The following is a 24160-nucleotide window of genomic DNA, read 5'->3' as shown; positions in this document are numbered from 1 at the left end:
ATGTGTCGGCGCAGGGCATCACGATCCTGCTGGTGGAGCAGAACGCCAAGCTGGCACTGGAGGCGGCGCATCGCGGCTATGTGATGGAGTCGGGCCTGATCACCATGCAGGGCGAGGCGCGCCAGATGCTGGATGATCCGCGGGTGAAGGCGGCTTATCTGGGTGAGGGCTGATACCTTCGTTACCGCCGTTTTCGGACCGCACAGGAACGCCGCCACCCTCGGGTTGGCGGCGTTTTTTCATGGCGCCTGCGGAGCTGCGCCACGACTGGATGAGCTGGCGTCATCATGGGTCTGTAGAAAATTAAAACTTAAATAACAAAAAATAGCCGAATTAAATATTGGTAATAACCAAGAAATACAGAATTAATATTGGTTGTTCCCGCATAGAATCCGGATGCGAAAATCCTTCCCATCTCATTCTCCAGCCCATGACCAACGTCGTTTTCGCCGCCTCCGTGGCCGCTCCTTCCTCGTCCGCCACCGGCTTGCCGTTCGGCGCTTTCCATGCCGAGATGCTGCCGGCGCCGAGCGCCTTGCGCGCCGCCATCACCGCTGCCTATCGCCGCGATGAACGCGAGGCCGTGCAGTGGCTGCTGGGCCAGATCCAGGGCGATCAACCCTGGAAGGAATCGACCCGCCAACTGGCCAGCAAGCTGGTCCAGCAGGTGCGCGAGAAGCGTACCCGCTCCTCCGGCGTGGATGCCTTGATGCACGAATTCTCGCTGTCCTCGGAAGAGGGCGTGGCCCTGATGTGCCTGGCCGAGGCGCTGCTGCGCATTCCCGATCGCCAGACCGCCGATCGCCTGATCGCCGACAAGATCAGCAAGGGCGACTGGCGCAAGCACCTGGGCGAGTCGCCGTCGCTGTTCGTCAATGCGGCGACCTGGGGGCTCCTGATCACCGGCAAGCTGGTGTCCACCAATAGCGAAAGCGGCCTCACGCAAGCCATCACCCGTCTCATCGGCAAGGGCGGCGAGCCGCTCATCCGCAAGGGCGTGGACCTGGCCATGCGCATGCTGGGTAACCAGTTCGTGACCGGCCAGACCATCGACGAGGCCTTGCAGAACAGCCGCGACAACGAGAAGCGCGGCTATCGCTATTCCTACGACATGCTGGGCGAGGCCGCGCTGACCATGCACGATGCCGATGCCTACTACCAGTCCTACGAGCAGGCCATCCACGCCATCGGTCGCGCCTCCAATGGTCGTGGCATCAAGGAAGGCCCGGGCATCTCGGTGAAGCTGTCGGCCCTGCATCCGCGTTACTCACGTGCCCAGCACGCCCGCGTGATGGGTGAGCTGTTGCCGCGCCTGAAGCAGTTGCTGCTGCTGGCCAAGCAATATGACATCGGCCTGAACATCGATGCCGAGGAAGCCGACCGCCTGGAGCTGTCGCTGGACATGATGGAAGCCCTGATTGCCGACCCCGACCTGGCCGGTTTCGACGGCCTGGGCTTCGTGGTGCAGGGTTACCAGAAGCGCTGCCCCTTCGTCATCGATCACCTGGTCGAGCAGGCGCGCCGCCACGGTCGCCGCCTGATGATCCGCCTGGTCAAGGGCGCCTACTGGGATAGCGAAATCAAGCGCGCCCAGGTCGATGGCCTGGAAGGCTATCCGGTCTATACCCGCAAGGTGCATACCGACCTGTCCTACCTGACGTGCGCGCAGAAGCTGCTGGCCGCCACCGATGTGATCTATCCCCAGTTCGCCACGCACAATGCCTACACGCTGGCGGCGATCTACCACTGGGCCAAGCAGAACCGCGTTGATGACTACGAATTCCAGTGCCTGCACGGCATGGGCGAGACCCTGTACGACCAGGTGGTCGGTGCCGGCAACCTGGGCAAGTCCTGCCGCATCTATGCGCCGGTCGGTTCGCACCAGACCCTGCTGGCCTACCTGGTGCGTCGCCTGCTGGAGAACGGCGCCAACTCCTCCTTCGTCAACCAGATCGTCGATGAAGCCGTGCCGCTGGAGCAACTGGTTGCTGATCCGGTGGAGACCGTGCGCGCCCAGGGTGGCGCGCCGCATCCGGCCATCGCCTTGCCGCAGCGCCTGTATGGCCAGGAGCGCAAGAATTCGGCGGGTATCGACCTCTCCAATGAAGCCCGCCTGCAGCAACTGAGCACGCTCTTTGCCGGCATGGCCGAACGCCAGTGGCAAGCCGCACCGCTGATCGTGGGCGAGCTCCAGGCGCAGCAGGCGCAAGCCGTGCGCAATCCGGCCGACCGCCGCCAAGTGGTGGGGCAGGTCATCGAAGCCACCGTGGCCGATGTCGATACCGCGCTGGCCGCCGCCACCGCCTACGCGCCGCAATGGCAGTCCACCCCGGCTGCCGAGCGCGCCACCATGCTGGAGCGCGCCGCCGACCTGCTGGAAGAGAATATCGCCGAACTGATGGCGCTGGCCGTGCGTGAAGCCGGCAAGTCGCTGCCCAATGCGATTGCCGAAGTGCGCGAGGCCGTCGATTTCCTGCGCTACTACGCCATCGCCTCGCGCCATGACGGCAATGTGCTGGCCTGGGGTCCAGTGGTGTGCATCAGCCCGTGGAATTTCCCGCTGGCCATCTTCATCGGCGAAGTCAGCGCCTCGCTGGCCGCCGGCAACGTGGTGCTGGCCAAGCCGGCCGAGCAGACTGCCCTGATCGCCCATCGCGCCGTGCAATTGCTGCACCAGGCCGGCATTCCGCGCGCCGCGCTGCAACTGCTGCCGGGCCGTGGCGAGACCGTCGGTGCCGCGCTGACCTCGGATGTGCGCGTCAAGGGCGTCATCTTCACCGGCTCCACCGAGGTGGCGCAACTGATCAACCGTACCCTGGCCCAGCGCAAGCATGACGACGGCGATGGCAGCGGCGAGCACGGCGAAGTGCCGCTGATCGCCGAGACCGGCGGCCAGAATGCGCTGATCGTGGATTCCTCGGCACTGGCCGAGCAGGTGGTGCAGGACGTGCTGTCCTCGGCCTTCGACAGCGCCGGCCAGCGCTGTTCGGCGCTGCGTGTCCTGTGCCTGCAGGAAGACATCGCCGACCGTACCCTGGAGATGTTGAAGGGTGCCATGGCCGAACTGCGCGTGGGTTGCCCGGATCGCCTGTCCATCGACATCGGCCCGGTCATCGACGCCGAGGCGCAGCAGAACCTGCTGGCCCACATCGAACGCATGCGCGGCACCGCCCGCGCCCTGCACCAGCTGCCCTTGCCCGCCGAGTGCGAGCATGGCACCTTCGTCGCGCCTACCGTGATCGAGATCGATGACCTCGCGCAACTCAAGCGCGAAGTCTTCGGCCCGGTGCTGCACGTGCTGCGCTATCGCCGCGATACCTTGCCGCAGCTGATCGATGCCATCAACGCCACTGGATATGGCCTGACGCTGGGCGTGCATTCGCGCATCGATGAAACCATCGAATACGTGGCCGACCGTGCGCATGTGGGCAATATCTACGTCAACCGCAACATTGTCGGTGCGGTAGTGGGCGTGCAGCCCTTCGGCGGCGAAGGCAAGTCCGGCACTGGTCCCAAGGCGGGCGGCCCGCTCTACCTGAAACGCCTGCAACGCAATGCGCAACTGCATGAGGAACTGAACCGCGCGCAGCCGGCCCAGGTCGGCAATGCACTGCTGGCGTCGCTGCTGGACTGGGCCCGTACCCACGGCCACGAACGCCTGGCCGCCAGCGGCGAGCGTTACCAGCGTGACAGCCTGCTGCAACGCAGCCTGGTGCTGCCCGGCCCCACCGGCGAGCGCAACACCCTGGCCTTTGCGCCGCGTGGACTGGTGCTGTGCGCCGCCGCCAGTGTCGGTACGCTGCTCAACCAGGTGGCGGCCGCCCTGGCCACTGGCAACACGGTGCTGGTCGACGGTGCTACCGCGGCCTTGCTGCCCGCCGGTCTGCCGGCCCAGGTGCGTGCGGTGATCCGTCGCACCGGCCAGCTTGACGCCGAACCGCTGCAGGCAGCGCTGGTGGACAGCCACGTGGCCGCCGACTGGCGCGCCCGCCTGGCCGCGCGTGACGGCGCGCTGGTGCCGCTGATCCTGTGTGGCGAGGACACCGCCATCCCGCTGTGGCGCCTGCTGGCCGAGCGTGCGTTGTGCGTCAATACGACGGCCGCGGGCGGCAATGCCAGCCTGATGACCATCTCGGTCTAGTCGAAGTCACTATCACCGCCTGAGACGGGCGCCCGGACCTTGTGTCCCGGCGCCCGCTTTCTTTGCCGGCGTACAATATCGGCCTGCAAAGCGGGGCTGGCACGAAGGCATGACTTGCAATCCGGCCGGGCAACCCCATCTCGACAGGACGCACAGAAGGCGTACCTGTGCGCAGTACCTACGCACATATTGAACAGAGGCAAGCATGGAACAATTTCACGGCACCACCATCCTTTCGGTCCGTCGCGGCAACCAGGTCGCGCTGGGCGGCGACGGCCAGGTGACGCTTGGCAACATCGTCATGAAGGGCAGTGCGCGCAAGGTGCGCAAGCTCTACCACGGCAAGGTCCTGGTCGGTTTTGCCGGCGGCACGGCGGATGCCTTCACGCTGCTGGAGCTGTTCGAGGCCAAGCTGGAAAAACACCAGGGCAACCTGATGCGCGCTTCGGTCGAGCTGGCCAAGGATTGGCGCACCGACCGCATGCTGCGTCGCCTGGAAGCCATGCTGCTGTGCGCCGACAAGGAAACCACCCTGGTCATCACCGGCAACGGCGACGTGCTGGAACCCAATGATGGCATTGGCGCCATCGGTTCCGGTGGCAGCTATGCGCAATCGGCGGCCAAGGCCCTGTATGAGAACACCGAACTGTCGCCGGCCGAGGTCGTCAAGAAGTCGCTGACCATCGCCGGCGAGCTGTGCATCTACACCAACCTGAACCACATCATCGAGACGCTGGAATAAGGCGCGGCTTGCGCGCATTGTCCCGATGAATCGTCACAGCGAAAAGATCACCATCATGAATATGACTCCCAAGGAAATCGTCTCCGAACTCGACAAGCACGTCGTCGGCCAGGCCCGCGCCAAGCGCGCGGTGGCCATCGCCCTGCGCAACCGCTGGCGCCGCCAGCAGATCGACGAGCCGCTGCGCCACGAGATCACGCCCAAGAACATCCTGATGATCGGCCCCACCGGCGTGGGCAAGACCGAGATCGCGCGTCGCCTGGCCAAGCTGGCCGATGCGCCCTTCATCAAGATCGAGGCGACCAAGTTCACCGAAGTCGGTTACGTCGGTCGCGACGTGGACACCATCATCCGCGACCTGGTCGATATCGGCATCAAGCAGACCCGTGAGATCGAGACGCGCAAGGTGCGCACCCGCGCCGAGGATGCTGCCGAGGATCGCATCCTGGACGTGCTGTTGCCGCCGGCGCGCGATTTTGGTTTTACCGACAGCAGCAGTGGCAGCAACAGCAGCAGCGGCGAGAAGGACGACAAGAACACCACCCGCCAGACCTTCCGCAAGCGTCTGCGCGAAGGTGCGCTGGATGATCGCGAGATCGAGCTGGAACTCTCCGAGGGTGCGCCCTCCATGGAAATCATGGCGCCCCCGGGCATGGAAGAGATGACCGAGCAGATCAAGTCCATGTTCTCCGGCATGGGCAACCAGCGCAAGAAGGCGCGCAAGGTCAAGATCAAGGAAGCGATGAAGCTGTTGATCGAGGAAGAAGCGGCCAAGCTGGTCAACGACGAAGAGTTGAAGCAAAAGGCCATTACCAACGTGGAGCAGAACGGCATCGTCTTCCTCGACGAGATCGACAAGATCGCCACCCGCTCGCAGAACGGCAATGCCGATGTCTCGCGCGCCGGTGTGCAGCGCGACCTGCTGCCGCTGGTGGAAGGCACCACCGTCAATACCAAGTACGGCATGGTCAAGACCGATCACATCCTCTTCATCGCCTCGGGGGCATTCCATCTCTCCAAGCCCTCGGACCTGATCCCGGAACTGCAGGGTCGCTTCCCGATCCGGGTGGAACTGGATTCGCTGTCGATTGCCGATTTCGAGCGCATCCTCACCGGTACCGATGCCTGCCTGACCAAGCAGTATGAAGCGCTGCTGGCCACCGAAGGTGTCAAGATCGAGTTCGACGACAGCGGCATCAAGCGCCTGGCCGAGATCTCGCATTCGGTCAACGAGAAGACCGAGAACATCGGTGCGCGTCGTCTCTATACCGTCATGGAGAAACTGCTGGAAGAGATCTCCTTCACGGCCGGCGAGAGCGGCGTGGATGCATTGAAGATCGATGGCGCCTACGTCAACGAGCGTCTGGGCGAGCTGGCGGTCGACGAAGACCTGTCGCGCTACGTGCTGTAAAGAGAACTACCGCATCCTGTGAGGAGATTGCGATGGCCAACAAGACACTCGGTACGCGACAGAAACTGAGCTTTCGCATTGAGCCTTCGCAATCGAAGCCACGCAATCCGGTCGCCGTCGCCGCGCAGCAGCGTGCCGGCGGCGCCGGCCCGCATCGCAAGAATGCCTCCGGGCAGCGCCAGCAGCAGAAGTCGGATCTGCTGAAGAAGCTGATGGGCGACGAGAGTTAGCCGGATGGTGTGAGAGTGTTAGAGATGATGGGCTCGTATTTTTAGGCATAAAAATACAGAAACTTAGTTTTTCCAGGGCGCCGGTTTCACGACCGGCGCTTTTTCATTGATACGGTGCCGCTTGCGGGGTGGTGGTGTAGTGGCTACGAAAAATTGGCGATAAAAAAATACAACAATTGCCATTTCAATTTTTGGCTCCCGTCTAAAAAATCATTTCTATCGACCAAGGTGCAGTCACGACGAGGCAGAAGCATTAATGTTTGCCCATCCGACTGCAAGTGCGGATCCTCAAGACTATTTTTAGAGAAGGACGTCACATGAAAAAATCTCTGCTGGCACTCGCCGTTCTGGGCGCGTTCGCAGGCGCAGCTCAAGCGCAAAGCTCCGTCACGATCTACGGTATCATCGATACCGGTGTTGTCTACCAAAGCAAGGTTGCTACCGCTACCGGCGGCACCGGCAGCAAGTTCGGCCTGAACTCGGGTGTGATCCAGGGTTCGCGTATCGGTTTCAAGGGTGCTGAAGATCTGGGTGGCGGCCTGTCCGCAGTGTTCAACCTGGAAGCCGGCTTCTCCAACGACACCGGTGCCCTGGACGATTCCAAGACCTCCAACACCCTGTTCCGTCGCAAGTCGGTGGTGGGTCTGGCTGGTAACTTCGGTACCGTCCTGCTGGGTCGTCAAACCGACTTCGCTGACACCATCTCGGCTTACACCTCCGTCAAGGACTTCGGTGGCTGGACCAGCAACTCCGGTTCGGGCCTGGATCGCCTGCAAGGCACCCGTACCAACAACTCGGTCAGCTACACCACGACCAACCTGAACGGCTTCACCGGTAACCTGATGTACGGCTTCGGCGAAACCGCTGGCCAAACCTCGGCTGGCCAAGCCTTCGGCATCGGCGGCAAGTACGACAACGGTCCTCTGGGTCTGGGTATCAACTACTACCAGTCCAAGGCTGGCACCACCCCGGCTGACACCTCCCTGCTGGCTGCTACCGGTACCAACCAGTACACCAACGGCAACAGCACCGGCAGCTCGGCTCAGAAGGTCCTGAACGTGGCAGCTTCCTACCAGTTCGGCCCGGCACGCGTGTATGGTAACTACTCGCGCGTCAAGCAAGACCTGAACACCCAGGCCAACCTGACCGCCGCTGGCGTGGGCTCGCTGAGCACCCTGTCGAACCGTACCCTGGCTGCCTCCAAGAAGGCTGACATCTACGAAATCGGTACTGCCTATGCTCTGACCCCGTCGCTGAACCTGCTGGCAGCCGTGGATCACACCCGTGCTGACTTCGACGGCGTGTCCAACAAGGCCAAGCTGACCCAGGTCAGCCTCGGTACCGACTACTGGCTGTCCAAGCGTACCGACCTGTACGCTCTGCTGGCCTACACCAAGACCAGCGACATGGCTAACCCGGGCGTGTCCAACAGCAGCGGCACCGATGGCAACCAAGGCGCTGTCGCCGTGGGTATCCGTCACAAGTTCTAATTGTGTCGAATCCGGCGTCGTCTTCATGACGACGCTGGAGTGCAGGACGAAGGCGTCGCATGAATTTCATGCGACGCTTTTTTTATTAGTTTTTTACTATCCATTCCGGCGCCGCCCCCATTCTCCGAGATGCTGTAAATGCGAGCCCGAAGGGTCGGTTCGCATGGCACTCGGATTGGTCGCGGCGAGATAGTTCAATGGCAGCGGGAATACTCATTTTTGCACCTGGAAAAAGCTCGCTTTTTCTTCGCATAATGCTGACGAAAGCCTTACTGGTGGCCGATCTTTACAGATGTAAAGAGTTAGTAATAAGGTCTCTTTGGAAGGCACTTTTTCGTCCCGGGCTGCTCTACTAGTCGTCACTCACTTCGACATGCGCGGGGTTCATCCACGACCTCTTCCCGCGCAACAGAAAAGGATCCGACTTCCCTTTCACCACCGTGGCATTGACTAACACGGAGCGCACCGACGCAGACTGCTGCATCGGTGGGGATGTCGTTTTCCGCAGCTTTGTGCAGCGGTCGCACAAGAGAAAGGAAACAACATGGCAACAAGAGAAGAACTGGCAGTCATCAAGGCCGCCCGTGCGGGAGAGTCGCGCGCGCAGCTGGCGTTGGGCAACCGTTACCTCAATGGCGGCAGTGGCCTGCCGCGCAGCAAGGGCACGGCCTTCTACTGGCTGCGGCGTGCCGCGCAGCAGGGCGTGGACGACGCCTGGATGATGATCGGTCGAAATATCAGCTACGAGCAGGCGCGCGATCTGTCCTCGCCGCGTGAAGCGGCGATCTGGTACGAGAAGGCCTTTGACGCCGGCATTGCGCAAGCCGGTCTCATCTTTGCGCGCCTGGTGCTGGACAATACCGAGCAGTTCGACAGCAACGCCCATGCGCGCGCGATTGCGGCGCTGTCCTCGTTGGCCAGTCGCAACGATCACCAGGCACAATGGCTGCTGGCCCAGCAGATGCAGCGCCATGGCCAGCCGGCGTTGCCGGGCGCGGCGGCATCGGCCTACGAAGAGCGGCTGGTACAAGAGGCTGCGCGCGCGGGTATCGAGGATGCGCAATATGCGCTGCTGGACAAGGCCTGGCAGCAAGGCGACGGTGACGGCTTCGCACGCGATGCAGCCGCGCTGGTGGAGCGGCTGCTGGCACGCAATGCGGCCGTGCTGGCGCAGCTGGAAAAAGAGAAGGACGCCGAACCCGGCATGGCGGTGCAATTGAGTGCCGAAGAAGCCGTGCTGCTGCTGCGCTATGGTCAATGGCAGCTGCGCAGCCAGCAGGGGGATCCGGCGCCGGTGATGCGCCTGTTCGAACTGGCCGCGGTGGCCGGCAATGGCCAGGCGCAGCTGGAGCTGGGATTGTTGTGCGCCAAGATGGACCGCGATGGCAATCGCGTCTTCATGGAACATGGCCTGGCCAATTTCAAGAAGGCGCTGCATTGGCTGGCCCTGGCCGGCGAAGCGGGCGTGGCCGCTGGCTGGCACGCGCTGGCGCGCATCTACTCGCGCTCGATCTATTCACAGCGCAACCTGCAGGTGGCCCAGCAATACCAGGAGAAGGCCGCCGAGGCCGGACTGGTGCAGGCGCAGTGCGAGCTGGCGCAGATCTACTGGCGCAACCGCCGTGATGATCCGCACCATGATGTCAAGGCGGTGTACTGGTGGCAGAAGGCCGCGGCGCAGGGCGATGCCTCGGCGCGTGAGTCGCTGGCCGATTTCGTGGTGCAGGACGACGAACTCAGCTGGGCGGCACGTGCCCGCAAGCAGTTGAGCGAGAAGCTGCGCAACAGCAATCCCTTCCTGAGTGCCCGCATCGAACTGGCGGCGACGTTCGGCCTGACCAAGCCGGAAGCCCTGCTCATCGACATCAAGCAGGCCGACTACGGTCATTGCCTGGTGGTCGATATCTGCGACCTGTATGCGCGCAGCAAGCGTCGCCTGATCGCCATCCAGACCGAGCTGCAACGCGCCACCATCAATCGCATTAGTCGCCTGTTCGGCGATGTCGATTGCGGCTTCAGCGGCCTGGAAGGCAACTACCGCCAGCGCCAGTACCGCTTGCGCACGGCCTTCCCCGACCTGGCCTGAAGTACCGTGCGTCGCGCGCGGGCCTGCGCTTACATGTGGTAGCGCAGGCTCAGCGCGACGTTGCGCGGCGCACCCGGCAGGCTCAGGTTGGGGCTGCTGCCGTGGCCGGAGATGATGTAGCCGGTATTGAAGATGTTGCCCACGTTGAGTTGCAGCTCGTACTTTTCGGTGCGATAGGCCGCCATCGCATCGGCGGTGACATAGCCGGGCAGGGTGACGGTGTTGCCAGGATTGGCGAAGCGCGCGCCGATGGCATTGGCGCCGCCACCCACGACGAAGCCGTTGCCCAGTTCCTTGGTCAGCCACAGGTTGGCGCTATGACGCGGTGTGAGCGTGGCGTTCTTGCCCTTGAAGGGTACGCTGCCGGCGGAGGTGACGCTGGTGTCGAAGGAAGAAGAATCGGTGATGACCGCATCCAGGTAGGCGTAGCCGGCCAGCAGCTTCCAGCCTTGCTTGAGGTCAGCGGCCAAGCTCAGCTCGGCGCCATCGGTGCGCTGCTTGCCGACCGGGACGATGGTGTTGTTGGGCAGGGTCGACTTGATGTTGTCACGCTCCAGCCGGAACACCGAGACCGTGGCGCTGGCGCGTCCTTCCCAGAAATCGAACTTGGCACCCGCTTCGGTATTGCGCGTCTGTTCAGGCGCCAGGTCGGCGTTGTTGACGGCCAGCGCGAAGTTCTCGCCGGAGGGCTGGAAGGAGCGGCTCCAGGAGAGGTAATAGGATTGCGTCTCGGTGGGTTGCCACACCACGCCCGCGCGCGGGCTGTAGGCGGTATCGGTGCGCGACAGGCTGGTGGCCGGACCGGTCGGCGCCAGCAGGCGCGAGTCCTGCTTGTAGCGGTCGTAGCGCACGCCCACCAGGGCTTTCCAGTGCTCGTTGAAGGCGATGTTGTCCTGCAGGTAGGAAGCGAAGGTGTCGTAGGTGCCGTAGGTGGTGGTCAGCGCGCCCAGGCGGTTGGGGTCGACCACCGGCAGTACCGGATTGAAGATGGAGACCGCCGGCAAGCCCGAGGTGCCGCCGGCCACCGCCACGGGGGCGTAGGAATAGGCATCCTTGCTCTGGCTGCCGAACTCCAGGCCGTAGAGGATTTCGTGTCTGGTCTGGCCCAGCTTGAGCTTCTGCGTCAGTTCGCTCTGGTTGAACCAGCCGTTCTCGTCGCGCACCAGCTTGGCGTGGCTCATGCTCATGGTGGCGTTGGTCTCGTTGACGTTGCCGTTGATGTTGGTGCTGTTGCGATTGAGGTGGTAGTCGTAGTAGCGCAAGCCGTTGCGGAACGAGAATTCCTCATTGAAGCGATGTGTGAAAGTGGCCGTGGTAGAGGCCACGCGCGATTGCACGAAGTCGGCATCGCGCGCATTGCGGGCGCCGAAGTAGGTCCCCGGATCGACGCTGACCGGGCGTCCCTGGTAGGACGGAATACCGAAGTCCATCACCCGGCGATCTTCCAGATAGTCGGCCTGCAGCAGCAATTTGGTATCGGGCGAGAAGCGCAATTCCATCGACGGCGCGAAGGTGCTGCGGTCGATGAATTGCTGGGCGCGGAAGTTGTCGCCGCGTTCCACCGCACCGGTCAGGCGCCATGACACCGCGCCCTCGCCGGCACTGCGGCCCAGGTCGAGCTCGGCGCGACGACCGGCGTTGCTGTTGGCCGTGAACCCCACGTCAGAGACATCCACACCCGGCTTCTTGGTCACCCGGTTGATCAGCCCGCCCGAGGAGCCGCGACCGTACAGCACGGCGGCCGGTCCCTTGATCACTTCCACCGTCTCCACATTGGACAAGTCACGGAAATACAGCGCGTCGTCGCGGAAGCCATCGACGAACTGGTCACCGATGGCGGTAAAGCCGCGGATGAAGACCTGGTCGCGCTGTCCGTCACCGGTCGACAGGCCCAGTCCGGGCACATTCCTGAGCACATCCTGCAGCGAGGTCGCGTTCTGGTCGCGGATCACCTGGGCCGGTACCACGTTGATGGTCTGGGGCACGTCGCGCAGCGGCGCTTCGCTCTTGGTGGCGCTGACGGCGGTGGGAGCGAGGTAGCCGTCGTTGCCGCGCGTGCCACTGACCTCCACGGTCGGCAGGGCCGCCGAGGCCTGTTGTCCGAAGACGGGAGAGACAGCAAGTGGGGACAGGGAACAGGCAGCCAGCACGGCCAGGCGGCCGCGACGCAGACGGAATTTCATGAGGGGATCCTGATTTGTAAATAAAAATAGTTATTATTTGTATTTAATCATCATCTGTAAGAATTTGTAAAGAACGGATGTGTCGCGCGCGGCATTCTCTCGCCGGGCGGGACGGGGATGTTGGGGAAGAGCGGACATCGCGGATCCTGCCAGCGAGGGGCAAGATCCGGATCAGGAAGGCGACTGCAGCAACAGCGGGGGTGGAGCGGAAGGGAAGGCGGGCAGGTCTAGTGGAGCCGGATCACGTGAGCATCGTCCGGGGTGCTATCCGGGCCGGACTGGCCGAAGGAGAACAGCTCGTAGGTGGTGCCGTCATCGGCGGCTTCGTACTGGTAGGAGTTGTCCCAGGGATCGCGCGGCAGGCGGTCGACATAGCCACCGGTCTGCCAGTTGCCTGGCACCGGCGCGCGCACCGGTTTGATGATCAGCGCCAGCAAGCCCTGCTCGGTGGCGGGGTAGCGGCCATTGTCCTGGCGATAGCGATCCAGCCCGGCGGCAATGGCATGCATATCCTTTTCGGCGGCCTGTGCCTGCGGACTATGGTCGTGGTTGAAGCGCGTCACCATGGGCGGCACCAGCAGTGCCGCCGCCACTGCCAGCACGGTCAGCGCAAGGATCCAGCGCAGGCGCGCCAATCCACGTTGCAGGAACAGGAAGGCGGAATGCCGCCGGGAGGACGAGAGGGAACGGCGCATGGGTGCTGCAGGCTTCAAATGGGCGGGTGGAGAGGAAAAACACGCAAGTATAAGCGCCCCGCCGGCCAAAAAGCGATGCGCGCCACGGCGAGCTTGCCAGGCAGGCCGTTTTCAGGGCGTCAGGGTTTCAGCGTCACGGCCACGCCAGCCTGGCTGCTGACCACGTCCGAGAGGGTGGCATAGAGTTCGGTGCCGTCGCGGGTGTTGAGCCAGTGGCTGCCGTCATAGCGGTAGTGGAAGCCGCCCGAGCGCGCGGCCAGCCACATCTCCTGCATCGGCGCCTGGCTGTTGATGATGATCTTGGAGCCGTTGTCGATGCATTCGACTTCCAGCACATTGCCGCTGCGACTGCATTCGACATCCAGGTCGCTGGTGTCGCAGGCATTTTCCAGTGCCAGTTCGATGGCGTTGAGGGTGGCGTCGGCCAGGTCCAGGAATTCCGATTCGGTCATGCTAAACTCCAAGGCATTCTAAGATTTCGATGTAATCCTCCATTTTATCGTGAAGTCACATTATTCTCTTGCCCGTCGTACAGCCGTCGCAGTCCTGTGCGTTGCCGCCCTGACGTTGGCCGGCTGCGGCCAGAAAGGCCCGCTGTACCTGCCCAAGGTGCCGCCCGATCCGTTTGTGCAGACCAAGCCCAAACCGGCCGCGCCGGCGCAGGATGGCGCGACCGATCCCGCCAAACAGGGCGCAACGGCCCAGCCTGCACAGCAATAGCGGGCCGGCGTCCGGCCGGCGCCTTGCTCCACCAGTCCCACCGTACCGAATAACAGACCTCTCCCGAGAGTGATTGACATGTCCCATTTCTCCTATCGCAACGGCGCACTGCACGCCGAACAAGTCTCGCTGACCGACCTGGCCGAGCAGTTCGGCACGCCCCTGTATGTCTATTCCAAGGCCGCCCTGGTCGAGCGCTATTCGGCCTATGCCGATGCCTGCCGCGCGGCGGGCCGCGCCGATGGCGCCAAGGGTGGCGCGCTGGTGTGCTATTCGGTCAAGTCCAATTCCAACCTGGCGGTGCTGAACCTGCTGGGCCGCCTGGGCTCGGGTTTCGACATCGTCTCGGGTGGTGAACTGCTGCGCGTGGTGGCCGCCGGCGGCGACGCCCGCAAGGTGATCTTCTCGGGCGTGGGCAAGGGCCGCGACGAGATGAAGCTGGCCCTGGAGCACGACATCCTGTGCTTCAACGTCGAATCCATCCCCGAAGTGGCGCGCCTGAACGAAGTGGCCGGCGCCCTGGGCAAGCGCGCCCGCATCTCGCTGCGCGTGAACCCCAATGTGGATGCCAAGACCCACCCCTACATCTCCACCGGCCTGAAGGAAAACAAGTTCGGCGTGGCCTATGAAGACGCGCTGGATTGCTACCGCACCGCCGCCGCCCTGCCCAACATCGACGTGGTCGGCATCGATTGCCACATCGGCTCGCAGCTGCTGGACGACTCGCCCCTGCTGGAAGCGCTGGACAAGATCATCGACATGGTCGATACGCTGGAAGCCGAAGGCATTCACATCCACCACCTCGACATCGGCGGTGGCATCGGCATCCGCTATGACGACGAGCAACCGGTGGCCGTCGGCGACTACCTGGCGCGCGTGTTTGCCCGCGTCGATGCCTGGCGCCAGCAGAAGTACGATGGCCGTCCCATCCAGGTCATGTTCGAGCCGGGTCGCTCGGTGGTCGGCAATGCTGGCCTGCTGCTGACCGAAGTGCAATACCTCAAGCATGGCGAAGGCAAGAATTTCGCCGTGGTCGATGCCGCCATGAACGACCTGATGCGTCCGGCCATGTACGAAGCCTGGCATGGCGTGCAGACCGTCAAGGAAAATGCCGGTCATGCCCGCATCTATGACGTGGTCGGCCCGGTCTGCGAATCCGGCGACTGGCTGGCGCGTTCGCGCGAGCTGGCCATCGAAGAAGGCGACCTGCTGGCCCTGATGTCGGCCGGTGCCTATGGCATGACCATGGCCTCAAACTACAACACCCGCGGCCGCGCCGCCGAGGTGCTGGTCGATGGCACGCAAGCCCACCTGGTCCGCCAGCGCGAGAATCCGGCCGACCTGTTTGCGCTGGAAAAGATTGTCAACTGATGTGATCTGTTGGCACTCTGGCAGGACGGCAGCCCCGGTTTCGCGGCTGCCGTTTGTTTTTGTTAGTCCGCTGGCAATGGCCGTGGGAGGCGGACGACAGAATTTCTTGCAGCGCCGCATTCTTTGATTTGCCTTTCGGAAATTTGGGCGCAAAATACCCATCCGCCCAGAAAAACAAGCGATCCATCAAAACAAGCCTGAGGCGCGCCAGCCGGCGCGCTACGGAGACCAGGCCGTAACATGCGGGCGCGAGGGAGAACACCGTGGTCGCCGGGAGGGCGATCGGTAGCGCAACACAGGGGAATTCCATGCAGGTCCTGGAACGCACAGGGGAAGATCGCGACAAGCGAGCGGCGCGCGACGCCGGCTCCGACGCGCACGCGCATCCCGACAAGGAAGAATCATCGATGGCCGACGAGGCGCTGGAGATCCGCGCTTCGCACATCACGGCCGCTGCCGTGGCCGCCGCTGCAGTGACGGCGGCCGTTGTCACCGGCGGCAACGCCCCGGCGGTAGTGCAGGAGGGGCAGGTCGCCCAGACCGCCCCCGAACCGCAAGCCCAACCCCAACTCCAACCCTCACCGGTATTGCAGCGCAGCGCAGCCGATGCGCCCGCTGTGGCTGCCGCGCCGTCCGCCTCCACCCGGGGGGCCTTGCTGGTCTCGCTGCTGACGCTGGGCGTCATCGGACTGGCCTTGTGGCTGAGCGCGCAGTGGCCGCAGCGCGGCCTGAAACCCATGCTCCAGCACCTGCCCGGCCTGAGCCAGGTCACTTCCGAACCGGCATCGCAGGCGCCGGTTCCGGCGGTGGCGGCGCTCGACCAGGCCCCCGATGCCGATACCATTGCCCTGCTGCAGCAGGAGGCTGACGAGAAAGCCCGCCTGCTGGCGCACAAGCGTGCTGCCGCCGAAGCCCGCCACCGTCGCGAGGATGAGGCCCTGGCCCTGCGCGAGCAACGTCGTCGCGAGGCCGAGGCGCAGCTGGCCGACGCCCGCGCCAAGGCCGAACGTGCACAGGCCGCCGCGCTGGCCGCACCCGAGATCGTCGAGGTACCCGCTGCCCCGTCCCTGGCCGAGCAGCTCAAACAATGCCGCGCGCTGTCGCTGTTTGCGCGCGAAAGCTGCCTGTGGAAGCTGTGCGACGGCAAATGGGGCAAGGATGGCTGCCCCTCCTACGAGCATAGCAACGAGGGCGCCTGAGCGGCCCTCCCGCCCGGGCGGGCGTCGGCCCCCGTCGCACACAGACAATTTCCTTCCAGCATCTTCCGCCGTCCGGCGGGAGCATTTCTTGCTTGCCCTGTGGCCCGGCGACGACAGTTGAAAAGTCTTGCCGCAAGCGGCTTTGCGCAGGGTAGTTGCCGCTATAATGCGCGTTTTTCGTCCACCCCCTCAAGGCTTCCCTGCAAGGAAATAAGGCATGAATGCACTGCTCTGGTTCGTCGTCCTCTATTGGGTCATCTCGGTCGGTATCGGCTTGTATGCCACCCGTTTCGTCAAGAGTTCGAAGGACTACGCCGTCGCCGGTCGCTCACTGCCCATGTCGGTGGTGACGGCGACCGTCTTTGCCACCTGGTTCGGTTCGGAGGCGGTACTGGGCGTGTCCTCGACCTTCCTCAAGGAAGGCCTGGGCGGCATCGTGGCCGATCCCTTCGGCTCCTCGCTGTGCCTGATCCTGGTCGGCGTGTTCTTTGCCAAGAAGCTCTACCGGATGAACCTGCTGACCATCGGCGACTACTACAAGAAGCGCTTCGGCCGTGCCGCCGAAATGCTGGTCACGATCTGCATCGTCATTTCCTACCTGGGCTGGGTGGCTGCGCAGATCAAGGCGCTGGGCCTGGTCTTCAATGTGGTCTCGGGTGGTTACATCCCCATGCACTGGGGCATGATCATCGGCGCCGGCAGCGTGCTGATCTACACCCTCATGGGCGGCATGTGGGCCGTGGCCATCACCGACTTCCTGCAGATGATCATCGTGGTGGTGGGCATGCTCTACATCGGCTACGAGGTCTCCGGCATGGTCGGCGGCCCCGGCGTGGTGATCCAGCATGCGGCCGCGGCCGGCAAGTTCAGCAACTTCTGGCCCGCGGCCAACCTCAAGGACGTGCTGTGGTTCTTCGCCGCCTGGATCACCATGATGCTGGGTTCCATCCCGCAGCAGGACGTGTTCCAGCGCGTGATGTCCTCCAAGAACGAGAAGGTCGCCCGCAACGCCTCGGTGCTGGGCGGCGTGATCTATTTCTTCTTCGTGTTCATCCCGATCTTCCTGGCCTATTCGGCGACGCTGATCGATCCGGACATGGTGTCGCGCCTGCTGGACTCCGACTCGCAGCTGGTGCTGCCGACCCTGATCATGGAAAAGATGCCGGTGTTCGCCCAGGTGATGTTCTTCGGCGCGCTGCTGTCGGCCATCAAGAGCTGCGCCAGCGCAACCCTGCTGGCCCCCTCGGTGACCTTCACCGAGAACGTGCTCAAGGAAATCCGCCCCTGGAAGAATGACCGCGAATTCCTCTTCTCGATGCGGGCCGTGGTGCTGGTCTTCACCGCCGGCGTGACCTCGCTGGCCCTGAACAGCCAGTCGAGCATCTACGAGATGGTGGAAAACGCCTACAAGGTCACCCTGGTGGCGGCCTTCGTCCCGCTGGCCTTCGGCGTGTACTGGCCCCGTGCGACCCGCCAGGGCGCATTGTTTTCGATGGTGCTGGGCCTGGTGTCCTGGATCACGCTGGAATACACCGCGCCCGAAGGCCTGTGGCCGCCACAGCTGGCCGGCCTCTTGATCTCGGTGGGTGGCATGGTGGTCGGTTCGCTCATGCCGCAGGTGCTGGCCCCGGTCCCGCCCATCGTCGCCAATCCGGTCGAGGGCAGCGCCCAGACCTGATCCCGGTCTTGCTCTCCTGAAACGGTCGCCCGGCTTTGCCGCGCGGCCGTTTTTCGTTTTTGCCGTGGTAGCCAGAACTGCTGCGCCAGGTGCTGTCAAAGCCTTTCGATAGTCCGGTTTTTCGAATTTGTTCGATATCAAAATAGCAATTGATCGAGAGAAACCCGGAACTTATTTGCTTTCCATCCACCTGAAATAGCATGACTGAGCAAACTCGCCCCTACGATGTTGCTGCCGATGCGTTATTTCTGGATTTCGACGGCACCCTGGTCGAACTGGCGCCACAGCCCGAAGAGATCGTGGTGCCACCGGAACTGATCACGCTCCTGCAGCGACTGCAAGCAGCATCGGATGGCGCGCTGGCCATCGTCAGCGGTCGTCCCCTGGATCAACTCGATTTCTTCCTCGCACCGTTGCGCCTGCCGGCGGCGGGCGTGCATGGCGTGGAGCGGCGCAGTGCCGACGGCCGCATCATCGAGCAGCCCGTGCCGGACGTGCATCACCTGCGCGAACGCCTCTTGCCACTGGTGCATGCGCATACCGGCCTGCAGCTGGAATTGAAGCGCGGCGCCCTGGCGCTGCACTACCGCCACGCGGCCCACCTGGAGCGGCAGTGCGTACGGGCCATGAGCGAGGCGATCCGGCATGAGCCCGGCTTTACCCTGCTGCACGGCAAGATGGTGGTGGAAGCCAAGCCGCACATCAACAAGGGCGACGCCGTATTGGCCTTCCTGCAGGAGGCGCCTTTCCGGGGCCGTCGTCCGGTCTTCGTCGGCGACGATGTCACCGACGAGGCCGGCTTTGCCGTGGTCCAGACGGAGCGCTTCAATGGCCTGGGCATCAAGGTCGGTGGTGGCCCCACGCTGGCACGACAACGCCTGGCCGATCCGGGCGCCGTGCTGGCCTTGCTGGACCAGGGCCTGGCATTGCGCGCCACCGGTTAGTCCCCGGCGCACGCAGGCCGTGCGCCATCCCCGCAGCACATCGCCTTCCATCAAGAAATCTGATCCACAGAACAGAACACGAGGAACCATGAGCCAGCACAGTCCCGACCCGCAACAGGAAGCGCAACCACAACCGCACTCCCAGACCCAGCATTCCGAACAACCGCACATCGCGGCCCAGGCGCACGACCTGCCGTCGACGTCCTCGCTGGACCTGGGGGTGATCGGCAATTGCGCCTTCTCCGCACTGGTGGACAAGATGGGCCGCATCGTCTGGTGCTGCCTGCCTCGCTTCGATGGCGATCCGGTCTTCAATGCCTTGCTGGACCCCGGTGAGAATGGCGCGCTGTGGTCTTTCCAGCTGGAGAATTTTTCCCACAGCGAGCAATGGTACGAACCCAATACGGCGGTGCTGCGCACCCGCCTCTACGATACGCTGGGGCAGGGCATCGAGATCACCGACCTGGCGCCACGCTTCCAGAGCCGGGGCCGCTTCTTCCGGCCGTTACAGCTGGTGCGCCGCATCCATCCGTTCTCGGGCGCGCCGCGCATGCGCGTGGTGCTGCGTCCGCGTTTCGGCTGGGGCCGTGAAGTGCCGCTGCAGACGCGCGGCAGCAACCATATCCGCTATGTCGGACAGGAGCAGACCCTGCGCCTGAACACCGATGCGCCCATCAGCTACCTTGTCGACGAGACCGCCTTCGTGGTCAGCCGGCCCTATAGTTTCATCCTCGGTCCCGATGAAACCCTGCATGGCGGCATCAACGATACCGCCCGCGATTTCGAGCAGGAGACCACCGCCTACTGGCGCAACTGGAGCCGCGCCCTGGCCACGCCCCTGGAGTGGCAGGATGCGGTCATCCGCGCGGCCATCACCCTCAAGCTCTCGGTCTACGAGGATACCGGCGCCATCATCGCCGCCATGACCACCAGCGTGCCGGAGGCGCCGGGCAGCCAGCGCAACTGGGACTACCGCTATTGCTGGCTGCGCGATGCCTTCTTCGTGGTGCGCGCCTTGAACAGCCTCTCCGAGCTGGGCACCATGGAAGACTACCTGCGCTGGCTCACCAACGTGGTGGTGCGCTCGGGTGGCGGCCATGTCCAGCCGCTCTACGGCATCGGGCTGGAAGAGGCGTTGCCGGAGCAGATCCTCGATCATCTCCCCGGTTACCAGAACCATCGCCCGGTGCGCGTGGGCAACCAGGCCTACGAGCACTTCCAGCACGACGTCTACGGCAACATCGTGCTGGGCGCGGCGCAGGCCTTCCATGACATGCGCCTGCACCATCGCGCCGGGGCCGAGCATTTCCAGCACCTGGAAGCCGTGGGTGAACGCGCCTACGAGGTCTACGACCAGCCCGACGCCGGCATGTGGGAGCTGCGCACGCGCTCGCGCATCCATACCTCCTCGGCCCTGATGAGCTGGGCCGCCTGTGACCGGCTGGCCAAGATCGCCGCGCGCGTGGACCTGCCCGAACGCGCAAGCTACTGGGGCGAGCGCGCTACCGAGATCGGCCAGCGCATCCTCAGCGAAGCCTGGAACGAGGAGCGCCAGGCCTATGCCGAGAGTTTCGGCGGACGCGACCTCGATGCCAGCGTGCTGCTGATGGTGGAGGTAGGCCTGATCGCACCCACCGACCCGCGCTTCATCGCCACCGTCGATGCGCTGGAAAAGTCCCTCTGCGACGGCCCCTACATGCGCCGCTACGAAGCCCCGGACGATTTCGGCCGGCCCGAGACCGCCTTCAACATCTGCACCTTCTGGCGCATCGATGCGCTGGCCCGCATCGGCCGCAAGGAGCAGGCGCGCGAGATCTTCCAGGCCATGCTCGATGCCCGCAACCACCTGGGCCTGCTTTCCGAGGATACCCATCCGGTCACGCGCCAGATGTGGGGCAACTTCCCGCAGACCTATTCGATGGTGGGCATCATCAACTGTGCAATGCGCCTGTCGGCGTCGTGGGAGGCAGTGATCTGATGTCCAGACTCGTGGTGGTATCCAATCGCCTGGCCGATCCCCGCAAGCCCGCTGCTGGCGGACTGGCGGTGGCCCTGGGCGAAACCCTGAAGCAGACCGGTGGCCTGTGGTTCGGCTGGAGCGGCAAGGTGGTCGAAGGCGGAACCCCCGGCGAGGGCGAATTGCGCGTCAGCCAGGCCGGCAGCGTGACCCTGGCCGAGCTGGACCTGTGCCAGGACGATCATGACGCCTACTATCGCGGCTATGCCAACGGCGTGCTGTGGCCGGTGTTCCATTACCGGCTGGACCTGGCGCATTTCGAGTCGGGCCATCTGGGCGGCTACCGGCGCGTGAACCAGCTGTTCGCACGCAAGCTGTTCCCGCTGTTGAAGCGCGACGACATCGTCTGGATCCACGACTACCACCTCATCCCGCTGGCGGCCGAACTGCGCGCCATGGGCTGCGAGGCGCGCATCGGCTTCTTCCTGCACATCCCGCTGCCGCCGCCGCCCATTCTTACCGCCATCCCCTCGCATGAATGGCTGATGCGGGCGCTCTTTGCCTACGATCTGGTGGGCTTCCAGAACCATGCCGACCTGCAGCACTTCGCCCAGTACGTGCAGGCCGAGGCCACGGCCGAACCGGTCGGCGCCAACCAGTACCGCGCCTTCAACAGCACGGTGCGCGCCGGCGCCTTTCCCATCGGCATCGACGTGGACGAATTTGAGCGCCTGGGCCGGGCCCGCGAAGCGCGCGACACCTATGAAAGCACCAAGGCCGAGTATTCGCGCCGGCGGCTGCTGATCGGGGTGGACCGGCTGGATTATTCCAAGGGCCTGCCGCAGCGCATCCGCGCCTTCCGCGAGCTGCTGCGCCTGTATCCGGAGAACCGCCACAGCGCCACGCTGCTGCAGATCGCCTCGCCCAGCCGCGAGGATGTGGAAGCCTACGGCGACATCCAGCGCGAGCTGGAAAGCCTGTGCGGCTCCATCAACGGCGACTTCGGCGACTTCGACTGGATGCCGATCCGCTACATCCACCGCACCGTGGCCCGACGCCGCCTGCCGGGGCTGTACCGGGCCTGCGCGGTGGCGCTGGTGACGCCCTTGCGCGATGGCATGAATCTGGTGGCCAAGGAGTTCGTCGCCGCCCAGGACCCGGAGGACCCCGGCGTGCTGGTGCTGTCACGCTTTGCCGGTGCGGCCGAGCAGATGAAGGCCGCGCTCATCATCAACCCCTACGACACCCATGGCACCGCCCAGGTCATCCAGCAAGCCCTGCAGATGTCGCAGGCCGAGCGGCGCGAGCGCCATGTGGCCCTGATGGAGAACATCCGCCAGTTCGACGTCCACTGGTGGTGTCGTGATTTTCTGGACACCCTGCGCAGCGCCCGGGCGGCCCCGGTCGGCTGAGCGGGGCTATTCGATCAGCCTCGAAAATTTCCTGAAAGCAAACACTTTGTGGGTGCGAAGGGGCTTGCCGTCGCGCCCTTGCATCGCCCGTGCCGCCCGGTTCGCTAAAACTCCGTCAAAAGCCTTTATAATTCAGGGTTTTGGAAGTTTTTTGCGGAGTTAGTCATGCCGATTTACGCGTATCGCTGCGAAGCGTGTGGTTTTGCCAAGGATGTCTTGCAGAAGATCTCCGACGATGCGTTGACCGTTTGCCCCTCGTGCAACCAGGACAGTTTCAGGAAGCAGCTCACCGCTGCCGGTTTCCAGTTGAAGGGTTCGGGCTGGTACGTCACCGATTTCCGCGGTAACGGCAGCGGCGCAGCCAACAGCAAGGGCGCCACCGGCACCGGCCTTGCCGCCAGCGAGGGCGCAGCTGCTGCGCCCAGCGGTGACAGTGCCGCCGCGCCGGCCCCCGCTGCTGCTGCCGCTCCTGCCGCCCCCCCCGCTGCGGCTGCTCCAGCTGCAGCCCCGGCAGCTCCGGCGCCTTCGGCGCCCAGCGCAAGCTAACGCAGGCATCCTTCATCCATGCGCAAATACTTCATCACCGGCCTGCTGATCCTGGTCCCCCTGGCGATCACCCTGTGGGTGCTCAACCTGATCATCAGCACGATGGACCAGTCGCTGCTGCTGCTGCCGGAGACCTGGCGGCCGCGTCATTGGCTGGGCTACAACATCCCCGGCCTGGGCGCGATCCTGACTTTGCTGATCGTGTTCCTGACCGGCCTGGCCGCGCGCAACTTCATCGGGCGCCGTCTGGTGCTGCTGTGGGAAGGCCTGCTGACCCGCATCCCGGTGGTGAAGTCCATCTATTCCAGCGTCAAGCAGGTGTCCGACACGCTGTTCTCGTCCTCCGGCAACGCCTTCCGCAAGGCCGTGCTGATCCAGTACCCGCGCCAGGGCTCCTGGACCATCGCCTTCCTGACCGGCACCCCCGGTGGTGAGGTGAAGAACCACCTGGCCGGTGACTACATCAGCGTCTACGTGCCCACGACGCCCAACCCGACCTCCGGTTTCTTCCTGATGCTGCCGCGCGCCGATTCGATCGAACTCGACATGTCGGTGGACGAGGCTCTCAAGTACATCGTCTCGATGGGCGTGGTCGCCCCCGAGATGGCGGCCGACAAGAAGATCATCACCGACGCGGCGGCACCGAACAATTGACGGGGCGGCCGGCGCCATCCTGCCCGGCCAGCCCCGCCTTCGCCCCTAGCGTCTTCTCTTACGAATCCAACAAGAACACTGTCAACGGAATTACAACCATGTCCATGCGAACCCAATACTGTGGCCTCACTACCGAGGCACTGCTCGGCCAAACCGTTAGCCTGTGCGGCTGGGTGCATCGTCGCCGCGATCACGGCGGCGTGATCTTCATCGACCTGCGCGACCGCGAAGGCCTGGTCCAGGTGGTCTGCGACCCGGATCGTGCCGATGTCTTCAAGAACGCCGAATCGGTGCGCAACGAGTTCTGCCTGCGCATCACCGGTCTGGTGCGCAGCCGTCCTGAAGGCACCACCAACGCCAACCTGAAGTCGGGCAAGATCGAAGTGCTGTGCCAGGAACTGGAAGTGCTGAACCCGTCGGTGACGCCGCCGTTCCAGCTGGACGACGACAACCTCTCCGAAACCACCCGCCTGACCCACCGCGTGCTGGACCTGCGCCGTCCGCAGATGCAGAACAACCTGCGCCTGCGCTACAAGGTCGCCATGGAAGTGCGCAAGTTCCTGGATGCCCAGGGCTTCATCGACATCGAAACCCCGATGCTGACCAAGTCCACCCCGGAAGGCGCCCGCGATTACCTGGTGCCCTCGCGCGTGAACGATGGCGAATTCTTCGCCCTGCAGCAAAAGCAACAGCTGTTCAAG

General features: G+C 63.9%; 19 protein-coding genes and 1 pseudogene. 17 read left to right on the top strand and 3 right to left on the bottom strand.

The genetic code is table 11. The annotated features are described in order from the left end of the window. The 7 genes and pseudogenes from ACIPHN_RS25200 to ACIPHN_RS25170 form a co-directional block, all read left to right on the top strand. A pseudogene (locus ACIPHN_RS25200) lies at positions 1–173 on the top strand (ABC transporter ATP-binding protein); the annotation flags it as partial. A 257-nt stretch (positions 174–430) separates the two neighbouring features. Further along, positions 431–4141, top strand: coding sequence for a trifunctional transcriptional regulator/proline dehydrogenase/L-glutamate gamma-semialdehyde dehydrogenase (gene putA, locus ACIPHN_RS25195; protein ID WP_400441769.1), 3711 nt, complete (start codon positions 431–433; stop codon positions 4139–4141). 205 nt (positions 4142–4346) lie between these two features. Further along, on the top strand, positions 4347–4883 hold the full coding sequence (gene hslV, locus ACIPHN_RS25190; RefSeq protein ID WP_400441766.1) for an ATP-dependent protease subunit HslV: 537 nt from the start codon (positions 4347–4349) through the stop codon (positions 4881–4883). Between the two features lie 55 nt (positions 4884–4938). After that, positions 4939–6294 (top strand): ATP-dependent protease ATPase subunit HslU, encoded by a 1356-nt coding sequence (gene hslU, locus ACIPHN_RS25185; RefSeq protein ID WP_400441763.1) that lies wholly within the window; start codon positions 4939–4941, stop codon positions 6292–6294. Positions 6295–6326: 32 nt separating this feature from the next. Then, on the top strand, positions 6327–6524 hold the full coding sequence (locus ACIPHN_RS25180; RefSeq protein WP_400441760.1) for a hypothetical protein: 198 nt from the start codon (positions 6327–6329) through the stop codon (positions 6522–6524). A gap of 317 nt (positions 6525–6841) precedes the next feature. Next, positions 6842–8014 (top strand): porin, encoded by a 1173-nt coding sequence (locus ACIPHN_RS25175; RefSeq protein ID WP_400441758.1) that lies wholly within the window; start codon positions 6842–6844, stop codon positions 8012–8014. 544 nt (positions 8015–8558) lie between these two features. Then, a complete protein-coding gene (locus tag ACIPHN_RS25170) occupies positions 8559–10100 on the top strand; it encodes a hypothetical protein (protein ID WP_400441755.1) in 1542 nt (513 codons plus the stop codon). A 29-nt stretch (positions 10101–10129) separates the two neighbouring features. Here the strand turns inward: ACIPHN_RS25170 and ACIPHN_RS25165 are convergent, their stop codons facing one another. The 3 genes from ACIPHN_RS25165 to cyaY form a co-directional block, all read right to left on the bottom strand. Continuing rightward, complete coding sequence (locus ACIPHN_RS25165; RefSeq protein ID WP_400441753.1) at positions 10130–12283, bottom strand: TonB-dependent receptor; 2154 nt, start codon at positions 12281–12283, stop codon at positions 10130–10132. A 227-nt stretch (positions 12284–12510) separates the two neighbouring features. Beyond that, complete coding sequence (gspG, locus tag ACIPHN_RS25160) at positions 12511–12978, bottom strand: type II secretion system major pseudopilin GspG (protein ID WP_400441750.1); 468 nt, start codon at positions 12976–12978, stop codon at positions 12511–12513. 119 nt (positions 12979–13097) lie between these two features. Continuing rightward, entirely contained in the window at positions 13098–13430 is a 333-nt protein-coding gene (gene cyaY, locus ACIPHN_RS25155) for an iron donor protein CyaY (RefSeq protein ID WP_400441747.1), read from the bottom strand. 49 nt (positions 13431–13479) lie between these two features. Here cyaY and ACIPHN_RS25150 point away from each other — a divergent pair, with 49 nt between their 5' ends. The 10 genes from ACIPHN_RS25150 to ACIPHN_RS25105 all read left to right on the top strand — a co-directional run. Continuing rightward, the gene (locus ACIPHN_RS25150; protein WP_400441744.1) at positions 13480–13698 is read left to right on the top strand and encodes a lipoprotein; all 219 of its coding nucleotides are present in this window, start codon (positions 13480–13482) and stop codon (positions 13696–13698) included. 78 nt (positions 13699–13776) lie between these two features. Then, positions 13777–15069 carry a diaminopimelate decarboxylase gene (lysA, locus tag ACIPHN_RS25145; RefSeq protein ID WP_400441741.1) on the top strand — a complete coding sequence of 431 codons (1293 nt, stop codon included), beginning with the start codon at positions 13777–13779 and terminating at the stop codon, positions 15067–15069. A 308-nt stretch (positions 15070–15377) separates the two neighbouring features. Next, positions 15378–16268 (top strand): phage tail protein, encoded by an 891-nt coding sequence (locus tag ACIPHN_RS25140; protein ID WP_400441738.1) that lies wholly within the window; start codon positions 15378–15380, stop codon positions 16266–16268. Positions 16269–16485: 217 nt separating this feature from the next. Further along, positions 16486–17946 (top strand): sodium:solute symporter family protein, encoded by a 1461-nt coding sequence (locus ACIPHN_RS25135; RefSeq protein ID WP_400441735.1) that lies wholly within the window; start codon positions 16486–16488, stop codon positions 17944–17946. Between the two features lie 200 nt (positions 17947–18146). Then, positions 18147–18890 (top strand): trehalose-phosphatase, encoded by a 744-nt coding sequence (gene otsB / locus ACIPHN_RS25130; RefSeq protein ID WP_400441732.1) that lies wholly within the window; start codon positions 18147–18149, stop codon positions 18888–18890. Positions 18891–18978: 88 nt separating this feature from the next. After that, complete coding sequence (locus ACIPHN_RS25125) at positions 18979–20868, top strand: glycoside hydrolase family 15 protein (protein WP_400441729.1); 1890 nt, start codon at positions 18979–18981, stop codon at positions 20866–20868. After that, positions 20868–22259, top strand: coding sequence for an alpha,alpha-trehalose-phosphate synthase (UDP-forming) (gene otsA / locus ACIPHN_RS25120; protein WP_400441726.1), 1392 nt, complete (start codon positions 20868–20870; stop codon positions 22257–22259). The genes ACIPHN_RS25125 and otsA overlap by 1 nt, the downstream gene beginning before the upstream one ends. 165 nt (positions 22260–22424) lie before the next feature. Further along, positions 22425–22805, top strand: coding sequence for an FmdB family zinc ribbon protein (locus ACIPHN_RS25115; RefSeq protein ID WP_400441723.1), 381 nt, complete (start codon positions 22425–22427; stop codon positions 22803–22805). Between the two features lie 18 nt (positions 22806–22823). Beyond that, entirely contained in the window at positions 22824–23459 is a 636-nt protein-coding gene (locus ACIPHN_RS25110) for a DUF502 domain-containing protein (protein ID WP_400441720.1), read from the top strand. Between the two features lie 98 nt (positions 23460–23557). Continuing rightward, positions 23558–24160: amino acid--tRNA ligase-related protein (locus ACIPHN_RS25105; protein ID WP_400441717.1), on the top strand; the 603-nt coding region annotated here is incomplete at its 3' end.

The organism is Herbaspirillum sp. NPDC087042, from assembly GCF_044745245.1.
GTDB lineage: Bacteria > Pseudomonadota > Gammaproteobacteria > Burkholderiales > Burkholderiaceae_D > Herbaspirillum.
Note: the sequence above shows the minus strand (reverse complement) of the source record. Positions and strands in the feature narration are given on the sequence as shown.

Excerpts from the sequence above, each read along its gene's own strand:
- putA (WP_400441769.1), top strand. The coding sequence starts at position 431 with ATGACCAACGTCGTTTTCGCCGCCTCCGTGGCCGCTCCTTCCTCGTCC.
- hslV (WP_400441766.1), top strand. The coding sequence starts at position 4,347 with ATGGAACAATTTCACGGCACCACCATCCTTTCGGTCCGTCGCGGCAAC.
- hslU (WP_400441763.1), top strand. The coding sequence starts at position 4,939 with ATGAATATGACTCCCAAGGAAATCGTCTCCGAACTCGACAAGCACGTC.
- ACIPHN_RS25180 (WP_400441760.1), top strand. The coding sequence starts at position 6,327 with ATGGCCAACAAGACACTCGGTACGCGACAGAAACTGAGCTTTCGCATT.
- ACIPHN_RS25175 (WP_400441758.1), top strand. The coding sequence starts at position 6,842 with ATGAAAAAATCTCTGCTGGCACTCGCCGTTCTGGGCGCGTTCGCAGGC.
- ACIPHN_RS25170 (WP_400441755.1), top strand. The coding sequence starts at position 8,559 with ATGGCAACAAGAGAAGAACTGGCAGTCATCAAGGCCGCCCGTGCGGGA.
- ACIPHN_RS25165 (WP_400441753.1), bottom strand. The coding sequence starts at position 12,283 with ATGAAATTCCGTCTGCGTCGCGGCCGCCTGGCCGTGCTGGCTGCCTGT.
- gspG (WP_400441750.1), bottom strand. The coding sequence starts at position 12,978 with ATGCGCCGTTCCCTCTCGTCCTCCCGGCGGCATTCCGCCTTCCTGTTC.
- cyaY (WP_400441747.1), bottom strand. The coding sequence starts at position 13,430 with ATGACCGAATCGGAATTCCTGGACCTGGCCGACGCCACCCTCAACGCC.
- lysA (WP_400441741.1), top strand. The coding sequence starts at position 13,777 with ATGTCCCATTTCTCCTATCGCAACGGCGCACTGCACGCCGAACAAGTC.
- ACIPHN_RS25140 (WP_400441738.1), top strand. The coding sequence starts at position 15,378 with ATGCAGGTCCTGGAACGCACAGGGGAAGATCGCGACAAGCGAGCGGCG.
- ACIPHN_RS25135 (WP_400441735.1), top strand. The coding sequence starts at position 16,486 with ATGAATGCACTGCTCTGGTTCGTCGTCCTCTATTGGGTCATCTCGGTC.
- otsB (WP_400441732.1), top strand. The coding sequence starts at position 18,147 with ATGACTGAGCAAACTCGCCCCTACGATGTTGCTGCCGATGCGTTATTT.
- ACIPHN_RS25125 (WP_400441729.1), top strand. The coding sequence starts at position 18,979 with ATGAGCCAGCACAGTCCCGACCCGCAACAGGAAGCGCAACCACAACCG.
- otsA (WP_400441726.1), top strand. The coding sequence starts at position 20,868 with ATGTCCAGACTCGTGGTGGTATCCAATCGCCTGGCCGATCCCCGCAAG.
- ACIPHN_RS25115 (WP_400441723.1), top strand. The coding sequence starts at position 22,425 with ATGCCGATTTACGCGTATCGCTGCGAAGCGTGTGGTTTTGCCAAGGAT.
- ACIPHN_RS25110 (WP_400441720.1), top strand. The coding sequence starts at position 22,824 with ATGCGCAAATACTTCATCACCGGCCTGCTGATCCTGGTCCCCCTGGCG.